At 71.1% G+C, this 21960-nt stretch carries 18 protein-coding genes; 11 read left to right on the plus strand and 7 right to left on the minus strand.

Annotated features, from left to right (window positions below; genetic code table 11):
• Positions 1-3: 3 nt before the first annotated feature.
• The 6 genes from PHK61_RS24515 to PHK61_RS24540 form a co-directional block, all read right to left on the minus strand.
• A complete protein-coding gene (locus tag PHK61_RS24515; RefSeq protein WP_274283647.1) occupies positions 4-1641 on the minus strand; it encodes a trimethylamine N-oxide permease in 1638 nt (545 codons plus the stop codon).
• Between the two features lie 424 nt (positions 1642-2065).
• On the minus strand, positions 2066-2557 hold the full coding sequence (locus tag PHK61_RS24520) for a hypothetical protein (RefSeq protein ID WP_274283648.1): 492 nt from the start codon (positions 2555-2557) through the stop codon (positions 2066-2068).
• Positions 2550-3959: an FMN-binding glutamate synthase family protein gene (locus PHK61_RS24525; RefSeq protein WP_274283649.1), complete on the minus strand. Its 1410-nt coding sequence runs from the start codon at positions 3957-3959 to the stop codon at positions 2550-2552. Before PHK61_RS24525 ends, PHK61_RS24520 begins: the two co-directional genes overlap by 8 nt.
• A gap of 13 nt (positions 3960-3972) precedes the next feature.
• A complete protein-coding gene (locus tag PHK61_RS24530) occupies positions 3973-4767 on the minus strand; it encodes a GltB/FmdC/FwdC-like GXGXG domain-containing protein (protein ID WP_274283650.1) in 795 nt (264 codons plus the stop codon).
• Positions 4764-5693, minus strand: coding sequence for a class II glutamine amidotransferase (locus tag PHK61_RS24535; RefSeq protein ID WP_274283651.1), 930 nt, complete (start codon positions 5691-5693; stop codon positions 4764-4766). Before PHK61_RS24535 ends, PHK61_RS24530 begins: the two co-directional genes overlap by 4 nt.
• A 34-nt stretch (positions 5694-5727) precedes the next feature.
• A complete protein-coding gene (locus PHK61_RS24540) occupies positions 5728-7128 on the minus strand; it encodes a glutamine synthetase family protein (RefSeq protein WP_274283652.1) in 1401 nt (466 codons plus the stop codon).
• 267 nt (positions 7129-7395) lie between these two features.
• Between PHK61_RS24540 and PHK61_RS24545 the strand changes: the two genes are divergently transcribed.
• The 10 genes from PHK61_RS24545 (at position 7396) to PHK61_RS24590 (ending at position 19770) form a co-directional block, all read left to right on the plus strand.
• Positions 7396-8703 (plus strand): sarcosine oxidase subunit beta family protein, encoded by a 1308-nt coding sequence (locus PHK61_RS24545; RefSeq protein WP_274283653.1) that lies wholly within the window; start codon positions 7396-7398, stop codon positions 8701-8703.
• 47 nt (positions 8704-8750) lie between these two features.
• Entirely contained in the window at positions 8751-9014 is a 264-nt protein-coding gene (locus PHK61_RS24550) for a sarcosine oxidase subunit delta (RefSeq protein ID WP_274283654.1), read from the plus strand.
• Positions 9014-11926: a 2Fe-2S iron-sulfur cluster-binding protein gene (locus PHK61_RS24555; protein WP_274283655.1), complete on the plus strand. Its 2913-nt coding sequence runs from the start codon at positions 9014-9016 to the stop codon at positions 11924-11926. The genes PHK61_RS24550 and PHK61_RS24555 overlap by 1 nt, the downstream gene beginning before the upstream one ends.
• Positions 11919-12578, plus strand: coding sequence for a sarcosine oxidase subunit gamma family protein (locus PHK61_RS24560; RefSeq protein ID WP_274283656.1), 660 nt, complete (start codon positions 11919-11921; stop codon positions 12576-12578). The genes PHK61_RS24555 and PHK61_RS24560 overlap by 8 nt, the downstream gene beginning before the upstream one ends.
• A 224-nt stretch (positions 12579-12802) precedes the next feature.
• Entirely contained in the window at positions 12803-13888 is a 1086-nt protein-coding gene (locus PHK61_RS24565) for a DMT family transporter (RefSeq protein WP_274283657.1), read from the plus strand.
• A 13-nt stretch (positions 13889-13901) separates the two neighbouring features.
• Positions 13902-14198: a hypothetical protein gene (locus PHK61_RS24570; RefSeq protein WP_274283658.1), complete on the plus strand. Its 297-nt coding sequence runs from the start codon at positions 13902-13904 to the stop codon at positions 14196-14198.
• A gap of 117 nt (positions 14199-14315) precedes the next feature.
• Entirely contained in the window at positions 14316-16685 is a 2370-nt protein-coding gene (locus PHK61_RS24575) for a trimethylamine N-oxide demethylase (protein ID WP_274283659.1), read from the plus strand.
• Positions 16686-16715: 30 nt separating this feature from the next.
• Positions 16716-18056 carry a flavin-containing monooxygenase gene (locus PHK61_RS24580; protein WP_274283660.1) on the plus strand — a complete coding sequence of 447 codons (1341 nt, stop codon included), beginning with the start codon at positions 16716-16718 and terminating at the stop codon, positions 18054-18056.
• Positions 18053-18478, plus strand: coding sequence for a GFA family protein (locus PHK61_RS24585; RefSeq protein ID WP_274283661.1), 426 nt, complete (start codon positions 18053-18055; stop codon positions 18476-18478). Before PHK61_RS24580 ends, PHK61_RS24585 begins: the two co-directional genes overlap by 4 nt.
• 71 nt (positions 18479-18549) lie before the next feature.
• On the plus strand, positions 18550-19770 hold the full coding sequence (locus tag PHK61_RS24590; protein ID WP_274283662.1) for a pyridoxal-phosphate-dependent aminotransferase family protein: 1221 nt from the start codon (positions 18550-18552) through the stop codon (positions 19768-19770).
• Between the two features lie 16 nt (positions 19771-19786).
• On the opposite strand, the gene PHK61_RS24595 is transcribed toward PHK61_RS24590, so the two are convergent.
• Positions 19787-20536, minus strand: a complete 750-nt coding sequence (locus PHK61_RS24595) for an IclR family transcriptional regulator (protein ID WP_274283663.1) — start codon at positions 20534-20536, stop codon at positions 19787-19789.
• A gap of 88 nt (positions 20537-20624) precedes the next feature.
• Between PHK61_RS24595 and PHK61_RS24600 the strand changes: the two genes are divergently transcribed.
• A complete protein-coding gene (locus tag PHK61_RS24600; RefSeq protein ID WP_274283664.1) occupies positions 20625-21959 on the plus strand; it encodes an NAD(P)/FAD-dependent oxidoreductase in 1335 nt (444 codons plus the stop codon).
• The last annotated feature ends 1 nt before the right edge of the window (position 21960 follow it).

Consider the following 21960-nt stretch of genomic DNA (forward strand, 5'->3'; position numbering starts at 1 on the left):
CCGTCAGCTCCCGGCCGCGGCGAGCAACTGGCCGATGATCACCATGACCACGCCGCCGCCCAGCACGAGATAGGGCCGCACGCCGGCGCGCCGGGGGAGCGCGACGGCCCCGCCCTGTCCGCTCTCCTTCGGCAGGTCGTCGCTGAACGAGGGGGGGAAGACGCCCTTGTCGACGACCTTGTGGCGGTAGTAGAAGACCGGGACGATGATCGCGGCCGCGACCAGGCCGGTCACGAAGGCCCCGCCGCCGAAGACGTCCGCGCCCCAGCCCAGGAGCAGGGCGTTGACGAAGGCGAGCACGGTGCCGATCGCGATGAGCGCCGTCGGCGCGCGGTAGGGCCGTGGCGCGTCCGGGTTGTCGACGCGGTGCATCCAGCCGGCGTTGAGGTTGAGGAAATTGAAGATCATGTAGCAGACGGTGGACGTCGCGAGCACGAACACGATGTCGCTGAGCAGCAGCAGCACGAGGTTGAAGACGAGGTCGGTCCACATCGCGCTCGTCGGCGCTCCGTGCCGGTTGGTGCGCGAGAGGAAGCGGGGCAGCCACCCGTCGCGCGACCCCTGGTACAGCGTCCGCGACGAGCCGGCCATCGTCGTCATGATCGTCAGCAGCAGCGCGAGCACGAGCATGACGATGAGCAGGTTCGCGATGACGGGACCGCCGCCGACGAGCACCGTCATCGCCTGGCCGACCCCGTTGCCGTCGACGATGTCGTCCTGGGTCAGGCGGTCAACACCGAGCACGCCCTGGAAGGCGAAGGGCACGAGCGTGTAGATGACGAGGCACGCGATGCCCGCCGAGAGGATCGCCCGCACCGTGTCGCGGCCGGGGTTCTTGAACTCGGCGGTGTAGCAGATCGAGGTCTCGAAGGCGTACGCCGACCACGCGGCGAGGAAGAGCCCGCCGGCGAAGAGCGTCCACCCGCTCACGTCCCAGGCCCCGGAGAGCGGGACGAACGGCTGGAAGTTGGTGGCGACCACGTCGCCGGTGATCAGGGGCACGACACCGATGACGAGCAGCGGCACGAGGACGGCGAGACCGATCACCGTCTGCACCCGTGCCGCGCGCAGGATGCCGCCGTGCTGGAGGGCGAAGACGAGGAGCAGGAACAGCGCCGCGATGATGAACTGGGCGTTCAGGCGAACCTCGAGGTCCTCCTGGATGAAGCCCAGCGGGAGCAGGGTCATCGACCAGGTGTTGATCGTCGCCTCGGCCGGGAAGAGCGCCGTCAGGACGTAGCCCGCGGCGAGCCCGGACCCGATGGTGAGCACCGGCGACCAGGCCAGCCAGTTGCACCACACCGACAGGGGAGCGACCGGCTTCGCGTACCGCACCCAGGCCATGGCCCCGTACACCGAGGCGCCACCGGACTTGCTCGGGAACAGCCCCGCGATCTCGGCCCAGACGAACGACTGGAGCAGGCCGAAGATGATGGACACGGTCCAGACGAGCGGCGACGGGGCGCCGACCGTCGCCGCGATCGTGCCGATGGAGAAGAGGACCAGGGCCGGGACGCCGCTGGCGATCCAGAAGGCCCCTTTCCAGTCCAGGGTGCGGTGCAGGCCGCCGGGGTCGTCCGTGGTCGTGCCCGACGAGCTCGGCGTGCGATCCGGTTCCGGGTCCCGCGTCGTCTCGGTCATCGCCCGTTCCTCCGTCCTGCGCGATGCGTCAGTCGGTGCTGTGGGCGTCTCCGGACCCTCGCGCCGCTGCCCCGTCCCACCCGACCCCGGACGAGGAGCCCGGTGCGGATCGAGTCCCGGAGCGACGTCGAACAGCGTGCGGCAGTCTCGGCCGCGAGCCGTCGGATCTGCCCTTCTGCGGATGTTCGATTCGGGCCCCCGCCGCCTCGTGCGGCGCTGCGGGAGCGGGTATGAGTTCGGTGTGTGGCAGTAGACCGCGTTTCACCAGGCGAGACAACTGCCGGGCCGAGATCCGCCGAGATCGACGCCCGGACACGGGGTCCGCCGCATCAGCGCAGGTCGGGACGGACACCGGAAGGATTCCGGTGTCCATCCACCCCGCGGGACCGATCGCCCCGCCGAGCCCGACCCGCGCCGTGCCGGATCAGAACGTGAACGTCTTGTCCCACCGCTCCACGGTGGGAGGAGTCCAGTTCTCGCCGACGGTCGCCGATCCCTCCAGCCACGGCCCGAGCTCGGGCTGGGGGAACTTCGCGTGCTGGTGCTTGAGCCAGATCCCGTAGGAGTTGCCCTCCTGGAGGTGCTTGATGAGCACCTTGCGCGCGAACTCGTCCTCGCGCCCCGACGGGATGTCGAAGTGAATCTTGAGGAAGGCGTTCGTGTAGCGGTCGAAGACGGCCGGGATGCCGTCCTCCTCCATGAGGTGGATGTCCTCGAGCCAGTTCAGGTCGTCGCCCGGCGTCGCGGCCAGCAGGTCGATGTCCTCGACCAGGCCCGGATCGAACTGGTACGGGAAGGTCCGTCCGGTCAGCTCCTCGGTGTCGATGCCCTGGCGGGTGGTCAGCCGCCGCTGCGACAGGTCGAACTGCTTCTGGGGGTCGTGCTGCGCGGCGGAGCCCGCGGTCCCGTCAGACATCCGAGCCTCCTCCGTCGTTGGCGACGTGCTTGGCGAGCAGGGTCTTGATCTCCTCGAGGGTCTGCGACTCCGTGACCCCCGGGATGTAGCTGGTGCCGGCCAGGGGCACCCGGGCCATCGCCGACGCCTCGGTGGTCAGCGCCGCGAGGTCCTCGGGCTCGAGACTGTGGACGTCGGTCTTCCCGCAGGCACGGGCGAGCATCTGGACCTCGAGGGTCAGGGTGTGCAGGAAGTTGTAGACGCGCGTGGCGCCCTCGTCGACGTCGAGGCGCTTGCGCAGCTCCGGGTCCTGCGTGGTGATGCCGGCCGGGTCCTTGCCGGTGTGCCAGTGGTAGAACTCGGCCGCCGAGACGCCGAAGGTGCCCTGGTAGTCGGCGCCCTCGACCTCCTTGTTCGAGCCCAGGGCCATCAGCGCGGCGCTGCCGATCGCGATGGCGTCCGCGCCGAGCGCGATGCACTTCGCGACGTCGCCGCCGTTGCGGATGCCGCCCGCCACCACGAGGTCGATCTCGTCGGCGAGGCCGACGTCCTCGAGGGCCCGGCGGGCCTCGGGGATCGCGGCCAGCAGCGGGATGCCGGTCTCCTCGGTGGCGATGTGCGGGCCGGCCCCGGTGCCGCCCTCGGCGCCGTCGAGGAAGATGACGTCCGGCCCGCACTTGGCGGCCATCCGCACGTCGTCGTAGACGCGGGAGGCGCCGAGCTTGAGCTGGATCGGGACCTGGTAGTCCGTCGCCTCGCGGACCTCCTGGATCTTCAGCGAGAGGTCGTCGGGCCCGAGCCAGTCGGGGTGCCGCGCGGGGCTGCGCTGGTCGATCCCGGCCGGCAGCGAGCGCATCTCGGCCACCTGCTCGGTGACCTTCTGGCCCATGAGGTGCCCGCCCATGCCGACCTTGCAGCCCTGGCCGATGAAGAACTCGACGGCGTCGGCGAGCATCAGGTGGTGCGGGTTGAACCCGTAACGGCTCTGGATGACCTGGTAGTACCACTTCGTGGAGAAGTCGCGCTCGGGCGGGATCATGCCGCCCTCGCCCGAGCACGTCGCCGTGCCGGCCATCGACGCGCCCTTGGCCAGGGCCATCTTGGCCTCCAGCGACAGGGCGCCGAAGCTCATTCCGGTGATGTAGATCGGGATGTCGAGCACGAGCGGGTTCTTGGCGAACCGCGACCCGAGGACGGTCTTCGTCGTGCACTTCTCGCGGTAGCCCTCGATCACGAAGCGCGTGAGCGTGCCGGGCAGGAACACGAGCTCGTCCCAGTGCGGGATCTTCTTGAAGATGCCGCCCCCGCGCATCCGGTAGCGGCCGAGATCGGCCTTCACGTGGATGTCGTTGATGACCTCGGGAGTGAAGATCCTGCTCTTGCCCAGCCCCATGCTCTCGGAGCTCGCCATCTCGTCGGTCATGTGGCCCTCTCCCTCACAGGACGAGCTTGCGCTCGGACGGCTCGAGGTTGTCGTAGTTGTAGAGCTGCTTGCCGCAGACGAACTTGCGGAAGGTGTCCGGCCGGTCGATGCGGTAGATCCCGAGCTTCCGGTCGAGCAGCTCCTCGTCCTCCGGCGTCATCTCGGCCTCGATGCAGTCGACCCCGAGCGCGGCGACGGTCCCGCCGACGTAGATCTCGCCGTCGTACATGGAGTCGCCCATGCCGGGCCCGACGTCGCCGCAGATGATCTGGCGGCCGCGCTGCATCATGAAGCCGGTCATGGACCCGGCGTTGCCGCCGACGACGATCGTGCCGCCCTTCTGGTCGATGCCCGTCCGGGCGCCGACGTGGCCGCGGACGACGAGGTCGCCCCCGCGCATGGCGGCGCCGGTGAGCGAGCCCGCGTTCTTGTCGATCACCACGACGCCGGACATCATGTTCTCGGCGACCGACCAGCCGACGCGGCCGGTGATGTGGATCTCCGGGCCGTCGCCGAGCGTGGCACCGAAGTAGCCGAGGCTGCCGTTGATGGTGATCCGGCACCGGGCGAGCAGGCCCACGGCGATCGAGTGCTTGGCGCCGGGGTTCTCGATCCTGACCTCCCGGATGCCCTCGGCGTAGATCAGCCGGCGGAGCTCGAGATTGACCAGGCGGGGGCTGAGGTCCGCGGCGTCGAACGTCGCGGTCCCGCCCTCGACGCGGGCCACCTTCGGGGCCTCGGCGTCGGGCTCGGCGAGCCCGCGGATGTCGTTGCGGCCGCGGGTCTCCTGGTCCGTCGGCGGGTTCATCGCGACCACACCAGCACCTCCGACTCGTAGGGGTCGTAGGAGTCGATCTCCTGGGGGAGGACCGCGCGGATGGCGCTCTCCTCCGACGCGAGCGCGACGAGGTTCTCGCCCTCGTGCAGGACCAGCGGCTTCGCGGCCATGGCGTCCTTGGCCATGCCGAGGCTGTCCTCGGTGACCACCAGGTAGGTGAAGACCCCGTCGAGGTCCTCGAGGCTCTGCTTCATCGCGGTCTCGAGGCTCGTGCCGTCGGCGAGGCGTTCGGCCAGGTAGACCGCGATGATCTCGGAGTCGCACTCGGACTGGAACCGGTGGCCGTTGCGCTCGAGGCGCCGCCGCCACTGGTGGTAGTTCGTCAGCTGGCCGTTGTGCACCACCGCGACGTCGGAGAAGGGGTAGGCCCAGTACGGGTGGGCGCCGGCGATGTCGACGTCCGACTCGGTCGCCATCCGGACGTGGCCGATGGCGTGCGTCCCACGGAAGCTGTCGAGGTGGTACTGGTCGGCGACCGTCTGCGCGTCGCCCAGGTCCTTGACGATCTCCAGCGAGTGCCCGAGGGAGAGCACCTCGCAGCCCCGGATGTCCTCGACGTAGTCGGCGAGGGGCTTCAGCTCGCCCTCGTAGCGGAAGGTCGCCCGGTACGCGTAGGCCGATTCACCCTCGACGCGGTCGACCGTCGCCCCGATCTTGGAGAGCCGCGATTCGACCTCACGGCGGTTGCGCTCGAGGCGCTCGTTGTAGTCGAAGTCGGAGGTCTCGTTCGGGTCGGCGAGCTTGAAGCGCATCACGACGAGCTCCGACGGTTCGCCGTAGAGGGCGTATCCCGCGGAGTCCGGCCCACGGTGCTTCATGGACTGGAGCATCTTCGTCATCTCGGCACCGACGTCGCCCGGCCCGTCGGTGTGGATGATTCCTGCGATCCCACACATGTCGTTCTCCCTTCGTGTGATCTCGGCAGTGCGGTCAGGGGAGGATGTCGAGGTACTCCTTGACGTCCCAGTCGGTGACGGCGGCGCAGAACCGCTCCCACTCGTCGCGCTTGTAGTGCTCGAAGACGCGGTACATGTCGCCCGGCATCGCGCTGCGCACGACCTCGTCGGCGTCGAGGGCCCGGAGGGCGTCCCCGAGGTTCATGGGGATCTTCCGGACCTCCTTGCCCTCGGCCATCGCGTTGTAGATGTTGCGCTCCTCCGGGGGCCCCGGGTCGAGGTTGCGCTCGATCCCGTCGCCCATCGCCTTGAGGAGGGCCGCGAAGGAGAGATAGGGGTTCACCGCGGAATCGACGGAGCGGTACTCGAACCGGTCCGGCGAGCTCACGCGCAGTGCCGTCGTGCGGTTCTGGAATCCCCAGTCGGCGAAGAGCGGGGCCCAGAAGCCCGCGTCCCAGAGCCGACGGTAGGAGTTCACCGTGGGGGATGTGATGCAGGTCAGGGCGGAGAGGTGCTCGAGGACGCCGCCGATGGCCGCCAGCCCGATCTTGCTGGGCAGGCGGGGGTTGTCGCCGTCGGGCAGGAACACGTTGTTCTCACCGCGGTCCCACAGCGACATGTTGTGGTGGCACCCGTTCGCCGACACCCCGGTGAAGGGCTTGGGCATGAAGCACGGGAAGGCGTTGAACTCGCGCCCGACCTGCCGGCAGATCTGGCGGTAGGTCGTCAGGCGGTCGGCGGTGAGCTCGGCGCGGTCGAACTGCCAGTTGAGCTCGAGCTGACCGGGGGCGTCCTCGTGGTCGCCCTGGATCATGTCGAGGCCCATCGCGCTGCTGTACTCCATGATCCGGTGGATCAACGGCTGCAGCTCGCTGAACTGGTCGATGTGGTAGCAGTACGGCTTGGTCATGCCGTCGACGGAGGGCGTGCCGTCGGGATTGGTCTTGAGCCACATCATCTCGGGCTCGGTGCCGATCTTGAGATGGAAGCCCGTGCGCTCCTCGAAGTCACGATGGATGCGCTTGAGGTTGCCGCGACAGTCGGACGTGAGGAACGAGCCCGGGTCCTCGGGCTCCTCGCGGCCGCGGAAGAGCGTGCAGAACACCCGCGCGGTCTTCGGGTCCCACGGGAGGACCTGGAAGGTCTCGACGTCGGGCATGCCGACGAGCTCGGTGGCCTCCGCCCCGTAACCGATGTATTCGCCGTGCCGGTCGGTGAACAGGTTCGCCGTTGACCCGTAGACGAGCTGGAAGCCCTTCTGGGTGAAGCGCTCCCAGTGGTCGGCGGGCGCGCCCTTGCCCATGATCCGGCCCGTGACCGAGGCGAACTGGTAATAGATGTACTTGACGTCGCCCTCGTCGATCTTGCGTCGAACTTCCTCGATCGCCTCTTTGCGCCCGTCCTGGGCGACGAAGTTCTCGATGTCGGTAGGCATGACACTGCCCTCCCGGGTCACGGTCCGGTGTGGACCTCGTGAGCGCGGCCACAGTGAGTAGACCGTGTTCACCTGGGGGAGACAACCGGCTGCCTCAAACTTTGTGGGATCGATGTCGCCCGGTCCGTCACGGAGGCGGCGCCCGGCCTTGTCTACTCGGGGTGGACACTGTTTCACCAGCCTCGTACGGTCTGCGTCACACCACCCCCTCCCGCTCGACGGGTGCCGGAGGGGTGGTCCTCGAGACGCCGAGGCGAGGACGACTCCATGAACGGCAACGGGCACCGGTCCGCGAACGGCAACGGCAACGGTCACCGGCCGGCGAAGCTGCGCGGCTACTCGGCGTGGAGCCTCGTGCAGCACGGGCTGTCCCGGGGGGACTGGCCGCGCACGTGGCACGACCACGACATGCGCGACAGCTACGACGTCGTGATCATCGGTGGTGGCGTCCACGGCCTGGCCACGGCGTACTACCTGGCCCGCGACCACGGCATCACGAACGTGGCCGTCCTGGAGAAGGCCTACATCGGCTCCGGCGGGTCGGGGCGCAACACCGCGATCCTGCGGTCGAACTACCTCACCCCCGAGGGCGTGCGGTTCTACGACCGGTCGGTGAAGCTCTACGAGAACCTGGCCGCGGACCTGAACTTCAACGTCATGTTCTCCCAGCGCGGGCACCTGACCCTGGCCCACAACGACGCGTCGCTGCGGACCATGCGCTGGCGCAGCGAGGTCAACAAGCACGAGGGCGTCGATTCCGACGTCATCGGGCCGGACGAGGTCAAGGGCCTGGTGCCCTACCTCGACACCTCGCCCGACACCCGCTATCCGATCCTCGGGGCGCTCTACCACCCGCCGGGCGGCATCGTCCGGCACGACGCGGTGGTGTGGGGCTACGCCAGGGGGGCGGACGCGAACGGCGCGCACATCCACCAGCTCACCGAGGTCACCGACATCGACGTCGAGCACGGCCGGGTCACCGGCGTGCGGACGAACCGCGGGCGGATCGCCACGAAGGCCGTCGTCAACTGCACGGCCGGGTGGGCGAGCCTGATCTCGGACATGGCCGGGGTGTCGATGCCGGTGCAGACCTTCCCGCTGCAGGCGGCGGTGACCGAGCCGGTGCGCCCGTTCCTCGACACCGTCGTCGTGTCGGGCACGCTGCACGTCTACGTCAGCCAGACCGACCGCGGCGAGCTCGTGTTCGGCGCCAGCGTCGACCCCTTCGCCTCCTACTCGATCCGCGGGTCGCTCGAGTTCACCGAGGGCGTGGCCGGCCACGTCCTCGAGCTGATGCCCGCCCTGTCGAAGATGCGGCTGCTGCGGCAGTGGGCGGGTCTGTGCGACATGACGCCGGACTACAGCCCGATCATGGGCCCGACGCCGGTCGAGGGCTTCTACGTCGACGTCGGCTGGGGCACGTACGGGTTCAAGGCGGGCCCGGTCTCCGGTGAGGCCATGGCCGCGACCGTCGCGGACGGGGCGCCTCCGGAGATCATCTCCTCGTTCGGGCTGGACCGCTTCGCCGACGGGCGCCTCGTCGGGGAGAAGGGCGCCGCCGCGGTGGGCCACTGATGCCCCCGCCCATCCGACCGATCGACCGATCCGGCAGGTGATGACCCATGATGCTTCTGCCGTGCCCGTGGTGCGGGCCGCGGAACGCGACGGAGTTCCGCTACGGAGGGGCGACCGGTGCGCGCCCCGATCCGGTGTCGGCGACGCCGCAGCAGTGGCGGGAGTACCTCTACACGCAGACCAACCCCCTCGGGTGGTCGCGTGAGGGCTGGTACCACCGCGCCGGCTGCCGCCGCTACATCACGGTCGAACGGCACACCGGGACGAACGAGGTCCGGTCCGCCCTCGACACCGCGACGGAGGACGGCTGATGAGCCTCACGACCCCGGACCCCACCCCGACCACCACCCGCGCCCGGCCGGGCCGGCTCGCCCCCCAGCCGGGCGAGGTGATCGACCGCCGGCGCCCCGTGACCTTCACCTGGAACGGGGTGACCCACCGCGGCTTCCGGGGCGACACCATCGCCTCGGCGCTCGCGGCGTCCGGCGAGCGCGTGTTCTCCCGGAGCTACAAGTACCACCGCCCGCGCGGCCTGCTGACCGCCGACTTCCTCGACCCGGGCTGCAGCGTCCAGGTCGGCGACGAGCCGAACGTGCGCGGCGGGCACCGGCTCGTCGAGGACGGGATGGTCGTCAGCTCGCAGAACACCTGGCCCTCGCTGAAGTTCGACGTGAAGGCCGTCAACGGGCTGGCGGGCCGCTTCCTCGCCCCCGGCTTCTACTACAAGACGTTCATCAAGCCCCAGCGCCTGTGGCCGCTCTACGAGAAGGTGCTGCGCCGGTTCGTGCACGCCGGCGAGATCACGGCGGACGTGTCCGGTGGCGTGCCGGGCGAGACCTTCGACAAGCGCTACGCCCACCCCGACGTCGTGGTCGCGGGCGGCGGGCCCGCGGGCATGGCGGCGGCCGTCGCGGCGGCGCTCGCCGGGTCGCGGGTGATGCTCGTCGAGGAGGAGCACGAGCTGGGCGGGCACCTGCGGTGGGGCGACGCCGACGACCGCGAGGCGCTGCGCGACCTGCGCGCGCAGGTCGCCGCCGAGCCGGGGATCGAGGTCCTGACGAACTCCGTGGTCAGCGGGCGCTTCGACGACAACTGGCTCTCGATCGTCCAGCGCGGGCTGCCGCAGGTGTTCGAGCGCCTGATCAAGGCACGCGCGGCGACGATGATCGTGGCGCCCGGTCTCATCGAGCGCCCCTACGTCTTCGAGGGCAACGACCTGCCCGGCGTGATGCTCTCGACCGCCGTGCGCCGGCTGATCAACCTCTACGCGGTGCGCCCGGGCTCGCGGGCCGTCGTGCTGACGGCGAACCCCGAGGGCGACGCCGCGGTGGAGGACCTGCGCCGGGCGGGCGTCGAGATCGCCGCCGTGGTCGACGCGCGGGCGGGCGACACCGTCGTGCGCGCCACCGGCCGCTCGGAGGTCACCGGGGTGGAGCTGTCCACCGGCGCGCGGATCGCGTGCGACCTCCTCGTCACCGCCGTCGGCTGGACCGCGCCGACGTCCCTGCTCAACATGGCGGGCGACCGGCCGGTGTACCGGCCGCAGGCGGCCCGGTTCCTGCCCGACCCGCAGCGCATGCCGGAGAACGTGCTGGCGACCGGCGGCATCGTCGGCGACGGCACGGTGACCGAGCTGGTCGCCCACGCCACGGCGATCGGGCGCGAGGCCGCGCGCCGCGCCGCGGCCCGGGCCCGCGCGATCGGCGAGGCCGTCCCCACCCGGGGCGGGGACGCCCCGGCGCTGCCGAATCCGGACCCCACCCCGGTCGACGTCCCCGTCCTCGCGCCCGCCGACCACCCGGAGCTGTTCCAGGGCTCCACCCACGGGTTCGTCGACTTCTGCGAGGACGTGTCGTCCAAGGACCTCGTGATCGCCGTCAAGGAGGGCTACGACTCGATCGAGCTCGTCAAGCGCTACACGACGGTCACGATGGGCCCGACCCAGGGCAAGCTCGAGACCGTCAACACGGTCGCGATCGTGGCGGCGGCGACCGGGCGCACGATGGCCGAGACGGGCACGACGACCTGGCGGCCGATGTACGCGCCGGTCACGCTGGGCGCGCTCGCCGGCCGCATCCACGAGCCGGTGCGGTACTCGCCGATGCAGAGCTGGCACGAACGCCACGGGGCGACGCCCCTGGTCGCGGGCCAGTGGATCCGCCCCGAGCACTACGGCGACCCGGCCGCCGAGGTCCGCGCCGTCCGCACCGGGGTGGGGATCATCGACGTCACCCCGATCGGCAAGCTCGACCTGCGCGGGCCGGACGTGGCGCAGCTGCTCAACCTGCTCTACGTGAACAAGTGGTCGAAGCTCGGGATCGGACGGGTCCGCTACGGGGTGATGTGCGCCGAGGACGGCGTGGTGATGGACGACGGGGTCACCGGCCGCCTCGGCGAGGACCACTACCTGATGTCGACCACCTCGTCCGGGGCGGCGACGGTGTGGGAGTGGGTGGAGGACTGGCTGCAGACCGCCCACCCGGACTGGCGGGTCCACGTCACCCCGGTGACGACCGCCTACGCGAGCATCAACGTCGCGGGACCCCGCTCCCGGGAGCTGCTCGCCGGGCTCACCAATGTCGACCTGTCCGCCGACGCGTTCGGCTACATGCAGGTCCGCACCGGCGCCGTCGCCGGCGTGGACGACTGCGTGCTGTGGCGGATCGGGTTCACCGGCGAGCTGTCCTACGAGATCCACGTGCCGGCCTCGTACGGCCTGCACGCGTGGGAACGGCTCATGGCCCACGGCGCCGACCTCGGGGTGCAGCCGTTCGGGGTGGAGGCCCAGCGCATCCTGCGCCTGGAGAAGGGCCACTTCATCGTCGGGCAGGACACCGACGGGCTCACCAGGGCCTACAGCGGCGCCCTGGACTGGGCGATCAAGCTCGACAAGGACGACTTCGTCGGCAAGCCGGAGCTGGTCTGGCAGCAGGAGCAGGGCGTGACGACGCAGCTCGTCGCGCTCCAGCCGGACGACCGCACGACGGTGCCCGAGGAGGCGAGCCAGATCCTGGCCGCGGACGGGCGGATCGCCGGGCGCATCACCTCGAGCCGCATGTCGCCGACGCTCGGCCGGTCCATCTGTCTCGGTCAGCTCGAGCCGGCGCTCGCGGCGCCCGGCACGGTCGTCACCGTGCGCCTGGTCGACGGCCGGGACATCGGGGCGACGGTCATCGAGGGCCTCGCCCACGTCGATCCGGAAGGGGCGCGACAGCGTGTCTGACACCCACGGGACCGCCCCCGGCCCCCTGGCCCGCGGGGCGCTCGAACCGCGCGTCGCGGCGACCCGCTCCGGGTGGGTCGTCGACGCCCGCCGCAGCGTCGCCGACCTGGTCCTCTCCGACGAGAGCCCGCTGGCGAAGGTCCTCGTGAAGGGGCCCGTGACCGGTGCGCCGGGCAGCGTGCTCGGGACGTCCTCCGGGCGTGCCGCCCGGACCGAGGTGGGCGGCGGGACGGCGCTCGTGGTCGGCTCCGGACCGGGCGAGTGGCTCGTCGTCGGGCCCGTCGGGACGGCGGCGGCGACGGTCGCGGCGATCGAGCGGACCGTGAGCGGGCGGCCCGAGTTCGTCTCGCTGATCGACCTCACCCACGGCCGGGCGCTGATGCGCCTGACCGGGTCGCGGGCGCCGTCGGTGCTGGCGAAGGTCTGCGCGGTCGACGTCGAGGACGCCGTGGTGCCGAACGGCGGCGCCTTCCGCTCGTCGGTCGCCACCGTCGTGACCGACGTGGTGCGCGACGACCGAGACGGGACGCCGTCGTTCCTCCTGCACTGCGAGCGCTCCACCGGCCAGTTCCTGTCCGAGGCGCTCCTCGACGCGGGCGAGGAGTACGGCATCGAGACGACGACGCTCGTCGGCCTCGTTCCCGAGGGCTGACCATCGCGTCACTAGAAGGAAACGGCGTCCACTGGGGCTTTACATCGGCCTCACGGAGGGGTCATGATCTGGGTCACATCCCGAGGCCGCCCGGACCGTCACCAGCACGACCCCATGACCCGGCCCGACGGCTCGCACATCGACCGCAGCAGCGCCTCTGCGCACCCGGACCCCGTCACCACGACGGTGTCCGGCCGTCGGCGCCGTCTGCTCCGGAGGTGACCATGACGAGTCCGACGGAGATCGACGAGCTCCGGAACGAGTACCGCAACCGTCAGGTCCGGTGGGGCTTCATCTGGGCCCTGACGTGCGCCGTGCTGTGGGGCGCCTGGTACGTCCCCGGCTCGGTGATCTACGCCGAGTCGCCGTTCGTCGACGCGCCCACCAGCGGCGGCGGCTACCTGCTCGCCGCCGTGGTCGTGACGATCCTCAACGCCGTCGCGGTGCTCATCGCGATGGCCGTCTGGGTCGCGGTCCTGGGCAAGACCAAGGACTACGGCCGGACCCTGCGCCAGGTGAAGATCTCGCGCTGGTACCTCCCGGCCGGGCTCGCGGGCATGCTCGCGATCTTCGGCTCGGTGGTGGCCATCGCCTACATCGGCGCCGGCTTCTCCGCCGTCGCGGCGCTGCTCTACCCGATCGTCGGGGCGCTCGCCGCCCGCGCCTGGTACGGCGAGACGATCACCAAGCGGGCCGCGCTGGGCATCGTCGTCATCGTCCTCGGCGGGGTCGTGATCTTCGCGCCCGGCATCCTCGGCGAGATCAGCGGCGCCGGCGGCGGCGCCTGGCTCGGCTACCTCGGCGGCGTGTGCGCCATCGTCGGGTGGGGCCTGGAGGGCGCCATCGCCGGACGCGCCCTCGACGTCAGCGACCCGGACGTCGGTCTGACCCTGCGCTTCACCGCCGAGGTCGCGATCTGGCTGGTCATCGTGGTGCCGATCTGCTCGATCGCCGCCGGCGCGACGTTCTGGTCGACCGTCGGCGCGGCGCTCGCCAGCCCGACGGTGCTGCTGCTGCTCGTGCTGCTCGGGCTGACCTTCGGGTTCTGCTACGTGTCCTGGTACAAGTCGTTCCCGCTCATCGGGGTCGGCCGCGGCCAGGCGATCGCCGCGCTGTACGGGCCGCTCGCCCTGGTCTGGCTCTACGTCTTCACCCTCGAGCCCCCGGGCCTCGAGTTCGTGATCGGCGGCCTCATCGCCGTCGTCGGCAGCTTCGTGCTCTTCACCGAGAAGCGCGACGTCCTCGAGGTGCTGCGCGCGGTGCCCGCGCGCTCGACCCGCACCTCCACCTCGGCCCGGCAGGAGGCGTGACCCGGTGATGCACATGAAGGGGTACGTCCTGCAGCTGTTCGCCCAGCGCGGCGCCCTGTGGACCGACGAGGTCATCGACGCGGTGGAGTCCGAGTACGGCGTCTCCGGGGCCTACTGGCGCGGGACGGTCCGGCTCACGCTCGTCGACCTCTACGCCGGCGGCCTGCTCAGCGAGCAGGAGGCCACCGTCGACCCGCAACGCACCCAGGGGGAGGAGCGTGTGCTGTTCAAGTACGCGCTCACCGACTTCGGACGCGAGCGCATGGCGCAGTCCGGTCTGGCCACGAACCGAGGAGGAGTGCCCGCATGAGCGATTTCTTCGCCTACGCCGCCGGCCCCGTGCTGGCGACCATCCTGTTCATCGGCCTGCCCGTGGCCGCCCTCGTCATGGCGCGGCTGTTCGTCCGCCGCCTGTAGGGGAGCGCCGATGGCTGCACCGACCACGCCCCTGATCCCGTCCCGGCGCCTGCGGCTGCCCGGCCTGCTCGAGGCGGTGCCCGGGGTCGAGACCTACTGGGTCCGCCCGGGCGGCATCACGGCCGTCCGGGTGCACGGCGGTGACGAGATCACCGTCGTCGACCGGCAGGGTCGCCAGCGGGCGGAGGTCACCGCCCTCGGTGAGCACGGGGCGGCCGCGCGGGACCTGCTCGGTCTCACCGCGGACGCGCCGGCGACGACGCTGCGGGCGCTCGGCGCGGACGCGTCGCCGCACGCGATCGAGGACCCGGTGCTCGCCACCCTCGTCGCGCACGGGCTCGACCCCTCCGAGCTCCGCGCGGCGTACCTGTTCGGGGAGTGGTCGCCGGCCGGGTCGCGCGAGACGCTGCGCGCGGCGGGGCCGGGCATCGTGCTCGTCGCCGCACCGGCCGGGTCGATGGCGGTGGACGAGACGACGGGCAACCCGCCGTCGGACCTGGTGCTCGAGGTGCGGCGCGCCCAGCCGCGGGTCGCCGAGGTCCCGCCGCTGCCCCCGCCGCTCGCCGAGCCGATCCTCGACGTCCGCGTCGACGCGGCGACGGCCCTGAGCTACGAGGTGAAGGCCGGCCAGTACATCCAGATCCTCGACGTCGAGGGCCGGCAGTGCTCCGACTTCCTGGCCTTCCACGCCCACCGTCTCCAGGAGGGCCGCGAGCGGGGGCTCGACGCGACCGCCACCCGGTACTTCATGGGGCAGGCCTACCCGCAGCCCGGGCTGCACGGGAAGTTCTACGACCAGGACATGGAGCCGCTGGTCGAGATCGTCCGCGACACGGTGGGCCGCCACGACACGTTCGGCCTGGCCTGCAACACCAAGTACTACGAGGACCTCGGCTACTTCGGGCACGTCAACTGCACCGACAACTTCAACGCGCAGCTGCGTCCCTACGGCATCGAGGAGCGCGCCGGCTGGCCCGCGCTCAACCTCTTCTACAACACCGCGTTCGACGCGCAGAACCAGCTGATCTTCGACGAGCCGTGGTCACGGCCCGGCGACTACGTCCTGATGCGCGCGGGCGTCGACCTCGTGTGCGCGACCTCGGCCTGCCCCGACGACATCGACCCCGCCAACGCCTGGACGCCCACCGACGTCCACCTCCGCGTCTACTCCGCCGAACGGAAGTTCTCGATGGCCATGGCGCACCGCCCCACGCCCGAGCACCCGGCGTCGCTGACCAAGGACACGGCCTTCGCGCCGCGGACGCGGGCCCTGACCCGCCAGTTCACGGAGTACCGCGGCTACTGGCTGCCGACGAGCTTCGACGGCCACGGCGCGATCGACGAGTACTGGGCCTGCCGCGAGCGGGCGGCGGTGATGGACCTGTCGCCGCTGCGCAAGTTCGAGGTCCTCGGGCCCGACGCCGAGGCGCTGCTGCAGGCCTGCGTCACCCGCAACATCCGCAAGCTCTCGATCAACCAGGTCGTGTACTCGGCGGTCTGCAACTCCACCGGCGGGATGATCGACGACTGCACGGTGTTCCGGCTCGCGGACACCAACTTCCGCTTCGTCGGCGGGGACGAGTACACCGGCACCTGGCTGCGCGAGCAGGCCGAGCGGCTCGGGCTCGACCGCGTGTGGGTCAAGCACTCGACCGACGAGATGCACAACATCGCCGTGCAGGGCCCGCTGAGCCGCGACATCCTGCGCGAGCTGATCTGGACCCCGGGCACGCAGCCGGCGTTCGGCGACCTGACGTGGTTCCGGTTCACCATCGGGCGGCTCGGCGACCACCGCGGCATCCCCGTGGTCGTCTCGCGGACCGGCTACTCGGGCGAGCTCGGCTACGAGATCTGGTGCCACCCCTCCGACGGTCCGGCGGTGTGGGACGCCGTCTGGGAGGCCGGCACCCCGCACGGGATGCTCCCGCTCGGTCTCGACGCCCTCGACGTCCTGCGCATCGAGTCGGGCCTGGTCTTCGCCGGCTACGACTTCGACGACCACGTCGACCCCTTCGAGGCCGGCGTCGGCTTCACGGTGCCGCTCAAGACCAAGGAGGACGACTTCGTCGGGCGCGACGCGCTCGTCGCGCGCAAGGCGAGCCCGCAGCGGCGGCTGGTCGGCCTCGAGCTCGCGGGCAACGAGCCGGCGCACCACGGCGACTGCGTCCACGTCGGGCGCCACCAGGTCGGTGTGGTCACCAGCGCGACCCGCTCGCCGATCCTGCGCAAGAACATCGCCCTGTGCCGGCTCGCCGTCGAGCACGCCGAGATCGGCACCGAGGTCGAGGTCGGGAAGCTCGACGGCCACCGCAAGCGGATCCCGGCGCAGGTCGTCCGGTTCCCGTTCTACGACCCCGACAAGGAACGCCCGCGTTCCTGACGCGGCCGACCACCACCGGAAGGACTGTCCATGACACGGGTTGCCATCGTCGGTGCCGGACCGAGCGGGCTGGCGCAGCTGCACGCGTTCGAGCAGGCCCGCGCGGCGGGCGCCGACGTCCCGGAGCTGGTCTGCTTCGAGAAGCAGAGCGACTGGGGCGGTCTGTGGAACTACACGTGGCGCAGCGGCCTCGACCAGTACGGCAACCCGTGCCACGGCAGCATGTACCGCTACCTGTGGTCGAACGGGCCCAAGGAGTGCCTCGAGTTCGCCGACTACACCTTCGAGCAGCACTTCGGCACCCCGATCCCGTCGTTCCCGCCGCGCGAGGTGCTCTTCGACTACATCAAGGGCCGCGCCGAGAACAGCGACGTCCGCCGGCACATCGCCTTCGACACGGCCGTGCGGTGGATCGAGTACGACGCGACCCGCGACACCTTCGACGTCACCGTCGAGGCGCTCGCCGAGGGTGCCTCGCGGGTGGAGCAGTTCGACTACGTCATCGTCGCGACCGGGCACTTCTCGGTGCCCAACCTCCCCGACTTCCCGGGCTTCGACCGCTTCCCGGGGCGCATCATGCACTCCCACGACTTCCGGGACGCCCAGGAGTTCGCCGGCAAGGACCTGCTCGTCGTGGGCGGGAGCTACTCCGCCGAGGACATCGCGCTGCAGGCGAAGAAGTACGGCGCGAACACCGTCACCATCAGCTACCGCTCGCAGGCGATGGGCTTCCCGTGGCCCGACGGGATCTCCGAGGTCCCGCTGCTCACGCGCCTCGAGGGCCGGACCGCGCACTTCAGCGACGGCAGCTCGCGCGACGTCGACGCGATCATCATGTGCACCGGCTACCAGCACCACTTCCCGTTCGTCGCCTCCGACCTGCGGCTGCGGACGGCGAACGTGCTCTACCCGCCGGACCTCTACAAGGGCATCTTCTGGATCGACAACCCGAAGATGATGTACCTGAGCATGCAGGACCAGTTCTATACGTTCACCCTCTTCGACGCCGAGGCCTGGGTGGCGCGCGACTTCGTGCTGGGCCGCGTCGACCTGCCCTCGCGCGAGGAGATGGCCAAGGACGTGGCGGAGTGGCGGGCGCGGGAGGACGCGCTGCCCGACCCGTTCGCGCAGATCGACTTCCAGGCCGACCACATCGCCGACCTCATGGCCGGCACCGACTACCCCGACTTCGATCTCGACCTCACCCGGGCCCACTTCAAGAAGTGGGAGCACGACAAGGAGGAGAGCATCATCGGCTACCGCGACCGCGGGTTCTCCTCGCCCTGCACGGGCACGCAGGCCCCGATCCACCACACCGCCTGGTGGGAGGCGCACGACGACTCGCTGACGACCTTCCTCGGGAAGGAGTGAGCACCGGGCGGTGTCTGTGCGGGTCGGTCACCTACGACGTGGCCGGCCCGCTGCGACAGGTGATCATCTGCCACTGCGCCGACTGCCGGCGCTGGCACGGTCGCGGGGCGGCGATGACGTGCGCCCTGCGCGACCGCGTGACGATCCGGGGCGGGGAGTCGCTGCGGTGGTTCGCCGTGGACGCCGGGCCCGAGCGGGGCTTCTGCACGCGGTGCGGGTCGAGCATGTTCTGGGTCGCGCCGGGCCGCCCGACGATCAGCATCCCGGCCGGCACCCTCGACGACCCGCGCGGGCTGCGGGCGATCGCCCACATCTTCTGCACCGACGAGCAGCACTACGACCACGACCACCCCGACGGCGTCACGCGCTTCCCCGCGGGCCCGTCGCCGGACGTCGCGGCTCCCCCCGGCGTCTCCCCGTGACGGGGGAGTCGGGGCGGCGCCGCGCGACCTAGCGTCGTGGTGCACCACGCCGCCCGTCAGGAGGTCCGGCCGTGAAGATCGGTACGACGCACCTGTTCGTCCCCGGCCCCACCACCGTGCCCGAGGTGGTCCGGCGGGCGATGAACGTCCCGATGGAGGACCACCGGGCGCCCGACTTCCCGGACTTCGTCCTCGAGCTCCTCGGTGACCTCAAGCGTGTGTTCCGGCTGCGCGAGGGCCGCGTGCTGCTCTACCCCGGTTCCGGGACCGGGGCGTGGGAGGCGGCGATCAGCAACTGCCTCTCCCGCGGCGACCGGGTCCTGATGTCGCGGCACGGCCACTTCTCCACGCTGTGGGCGGACATGGCGCAGCGGCTCGGTCTGGACGTCGTGTGCCACGACGTCGAGTGGGGCGAGGGTGTCCCCGTCGAGGCCTACGAGCGTGCGCTGCGGGCCGACCCGACCATCAAGGCCGTCTTCGTCACCCACAACGAGACCGCCACGGGCGTGACCAGCGACGTCCGCGCCGTGCGGCGCGCGATGGACGCCGCCGGGTCCGACGCCCTGCTCTTCGTCGACGGCGTGTCGTCGATCGCGTCGATCGAGTTCCGCCAGGACGACTGGGGGGTGGACGTCGCGGTCGCCGGGAGCCAGAAGGGGTTCATGCTCCCGGCGGGCCTCGCGATACTCGGCCTGAGCGAGAAGGCGCTGGCCGCCGCCGAGACCACCACGACGGAGCGCTGCTACTTCGCGTTCCGCGACATGATCGCGGCGAACGACGTCGGCTACTTCCCCTACACCCCGCCGACCTCCCTGCTGCACGGGCTGCGGGCCTCGCTCGACCGGCTCCTCGACGAGGGCATGGACGAGGTCGCCGCGCGCCACCACCGGCTGGGGGAGGGCGTCCGGCAGGGCGTCAAGGCGTGGGGCCTGGACCTGTGTGCGGTGTCGCCGCGCTGGTACTCGGACACCGTGACCGCGGTGCGGGTGCCGGACGGGGTCGACGGGGCCGCGGTGTGCCGCATCGCCTACCACCGCTACCGGACGTCCTTCGGCGGCGGTCTGGGCCGGGTGGCCGGCAAGGTGTTCCGCATCGGGCACCTCGGCGACGTCAACGAGGTCTCCTGCCTGACCGCGCTCGCCGGGGCGGAGATGGCGCTGCTCGACGCGGGCGTATCCCTCCGGGCCGGGGCCGGCGTCGCGGCGGCCCAGCAGTACTACCGCCAGGCGCTCGCCGCCGAGGAGACCGTCGCCGGGCCGTGGGCGGGGGCGCGGCTGACCGCGGTGCGCTGATCCTGGGAGGCAGCCCTCAGAAGGCCGAGGCGACCGTGCGGGCGTGCTCGCGCAGCGTCCCGGCCAGCACCTCGGCGCGCTGCTCGTCGAGCCGGCCGCGCGGGCCCTGGACGCCGAGGATCGCGATGAGGTCGCCGTCGCGGTCGAGCACCGGGACGGCCACCCCGACGAGGTCGGGCTCGCGCTCGGCCCGCGAGACACCCCAGCCGCGCTCCCGGATCGTGGCGATCTCGCGCTCGAGCACGCCGCGGTCGGTGATGGTGTGCTCGGTGAAGCGCGTCAGCTCGTCGGGCGCCCGCCCGCCGTGGGCGAGGAAGACCTTCCCGACGGCGGTCGCGTGCCGCACGCTGTTGCGCCCGATCTCGGCGACGCTGCGCACCGATTGCGGGCTCTGCACGAAGTCGAGGGTCATGACGTCGTGCTCGCCGGGCACCGAGAGCGTGGCGGTCTCGCCGCTGACGGCCACGAGGTCCTCCAGCGAGGGGCGCGCGATCCGGCGGATGTCGAGCGTCTCCCGGGCCGCGCCGGCCAGCTGCAGGATGCGGATCCCCAGGCCGTAGCGCCCGCTGGCCTGGTGGTGCTGGACGAGCCCGGGGACGACGAGGGTCGCGAGCAGGCGCGACACGGTGCTCGCGTTGATCCCCGTCCGCCGCGCGATCTCGTTCGTGCCGAGCTCCTCGCCGGCCGCCGCGAGCACGTCCAGGACGGCGATCGCCTTCTGGACGGACTCGACCTGCCGATCTGCTGGTCTCCCGGTGCGGGCCATGTTAATTTCGTCTCCCAGGGTGAAACGGCATTGCCCTGAGGGCAATAGCCGACGCGACGACGATAAACCGTCGGAACGGGTGAGAAGCATGGTCCCCTCGGACATCCGGTACCTGATCATCGGCGCGGGCATCCACGGGCTGTCCACCGCCTGGCACCTCGCCACCGAGCTGCGAGAACGCGGTCTCGGGGACGGCAGCGAGGTCCTGGTGATCGACAAGACCGCCGTCGGGGCCGGCGCGTCGGGCGTCGCGTGCGGCGTGATCCGCAACAACTACTTCCAGCCGGCGATGCGCAAGCTCATGGCGCACTCGGTCGACGTGTGGGAGTCCGACCCGGAGGCCTTCTCGTACCACGGGGTCGGCTACGTCCAGGCCGCGCCGGAGGCCATGCACGCCGACGTCGTGCAGATCCACGCCGAGCAGCAGGCGATCGGCTACGACTCCCAGCTCGTCGAGGGTGTCGACGCCTGCCACGAGTACATGCGCGAGATGTTCTCGGACTGGCAGGCCCCGGGCATCTCGGTGATCCTCCACGAGAAGCGCGGAGGCTACGCCAACAACGTCGCCTCGCTGCGCGGGCTCGAGGAGAAGGTGCGCGCCGCCGGCGCCTCGATCGTCACCGGCGTGACGGTCACCGGCCTGCAGTTCGCCGACGGGCGGGTCAGCGCCGTCGAGACCGACGCCGGCACGATCCACTGCGAGCACCTCGTGGCCGCGGTCGGGCCCTGGATCCGGGATCTCTGGTCGATGCTCGAGCTGCCGTCGACGATCACGGTGCGGATGCCCGACGGGCGGATGGTGCCCGAGGTGCCGATGTGGACCTACTGGGCGCTGCAGGAGGGCATCCTCGGCATCGACCCGCAGGAGTTCATGGACAACCGCGGCGAGTTCCCGCCGGTCATCCACGTCGACTCCGACGCGCCGCTCCACGACGACGTCGACGGCGAGCTGATCACCGACCAGATCTGGGGCATCTACTACAAGCCCGACTTCCACTTCGGCGGCGTGCAGGGCGGGGCGTCCCCCGAGCGGGTCGGGCGCCCGGCGGACACCGTGGCCGTCGACCCGTACGGCACCGCGAGCCCCGAGTTCGTCGTCGGCGAGGACTTCGTGCGCATGTGGACCTCCGCGCTCGCGGTGTGCCACAAGCGCTTCGAGGGCCGCCGCGACGTCTACCGCAAGGAGCCCTCGGGCGGGCTCGGCGCGTTCACCCCGGACAGTTTCCCGGTCTTCGATTCCTTCCGCGGGAACGCCTACGTCATCGCGGACTCGAACCACGGGTACAAGATGATCGGTGTGGGCGCGCTGGTGGCCAAGGAGCTGCTCGGCGAGCCGCAGGACCTGTTGGAGCCCTTCCGGTTCGGTCGCTACGAGGCGGGCGAGCTCCACCCGACGAGCCACTCGCCGTTCCCCTGGAGCTGAC

It is taken from the genome of Actinomycetospora lutea (assembly GCF_028737205.1).
Classification (GTDB): domain Bacteria; phylum Actinomycetota; class Actinomycetes; order Mycobacteriales; family Pseudonocardiaceae; genus Actinomycetospora; species Actinomycetospora lutea.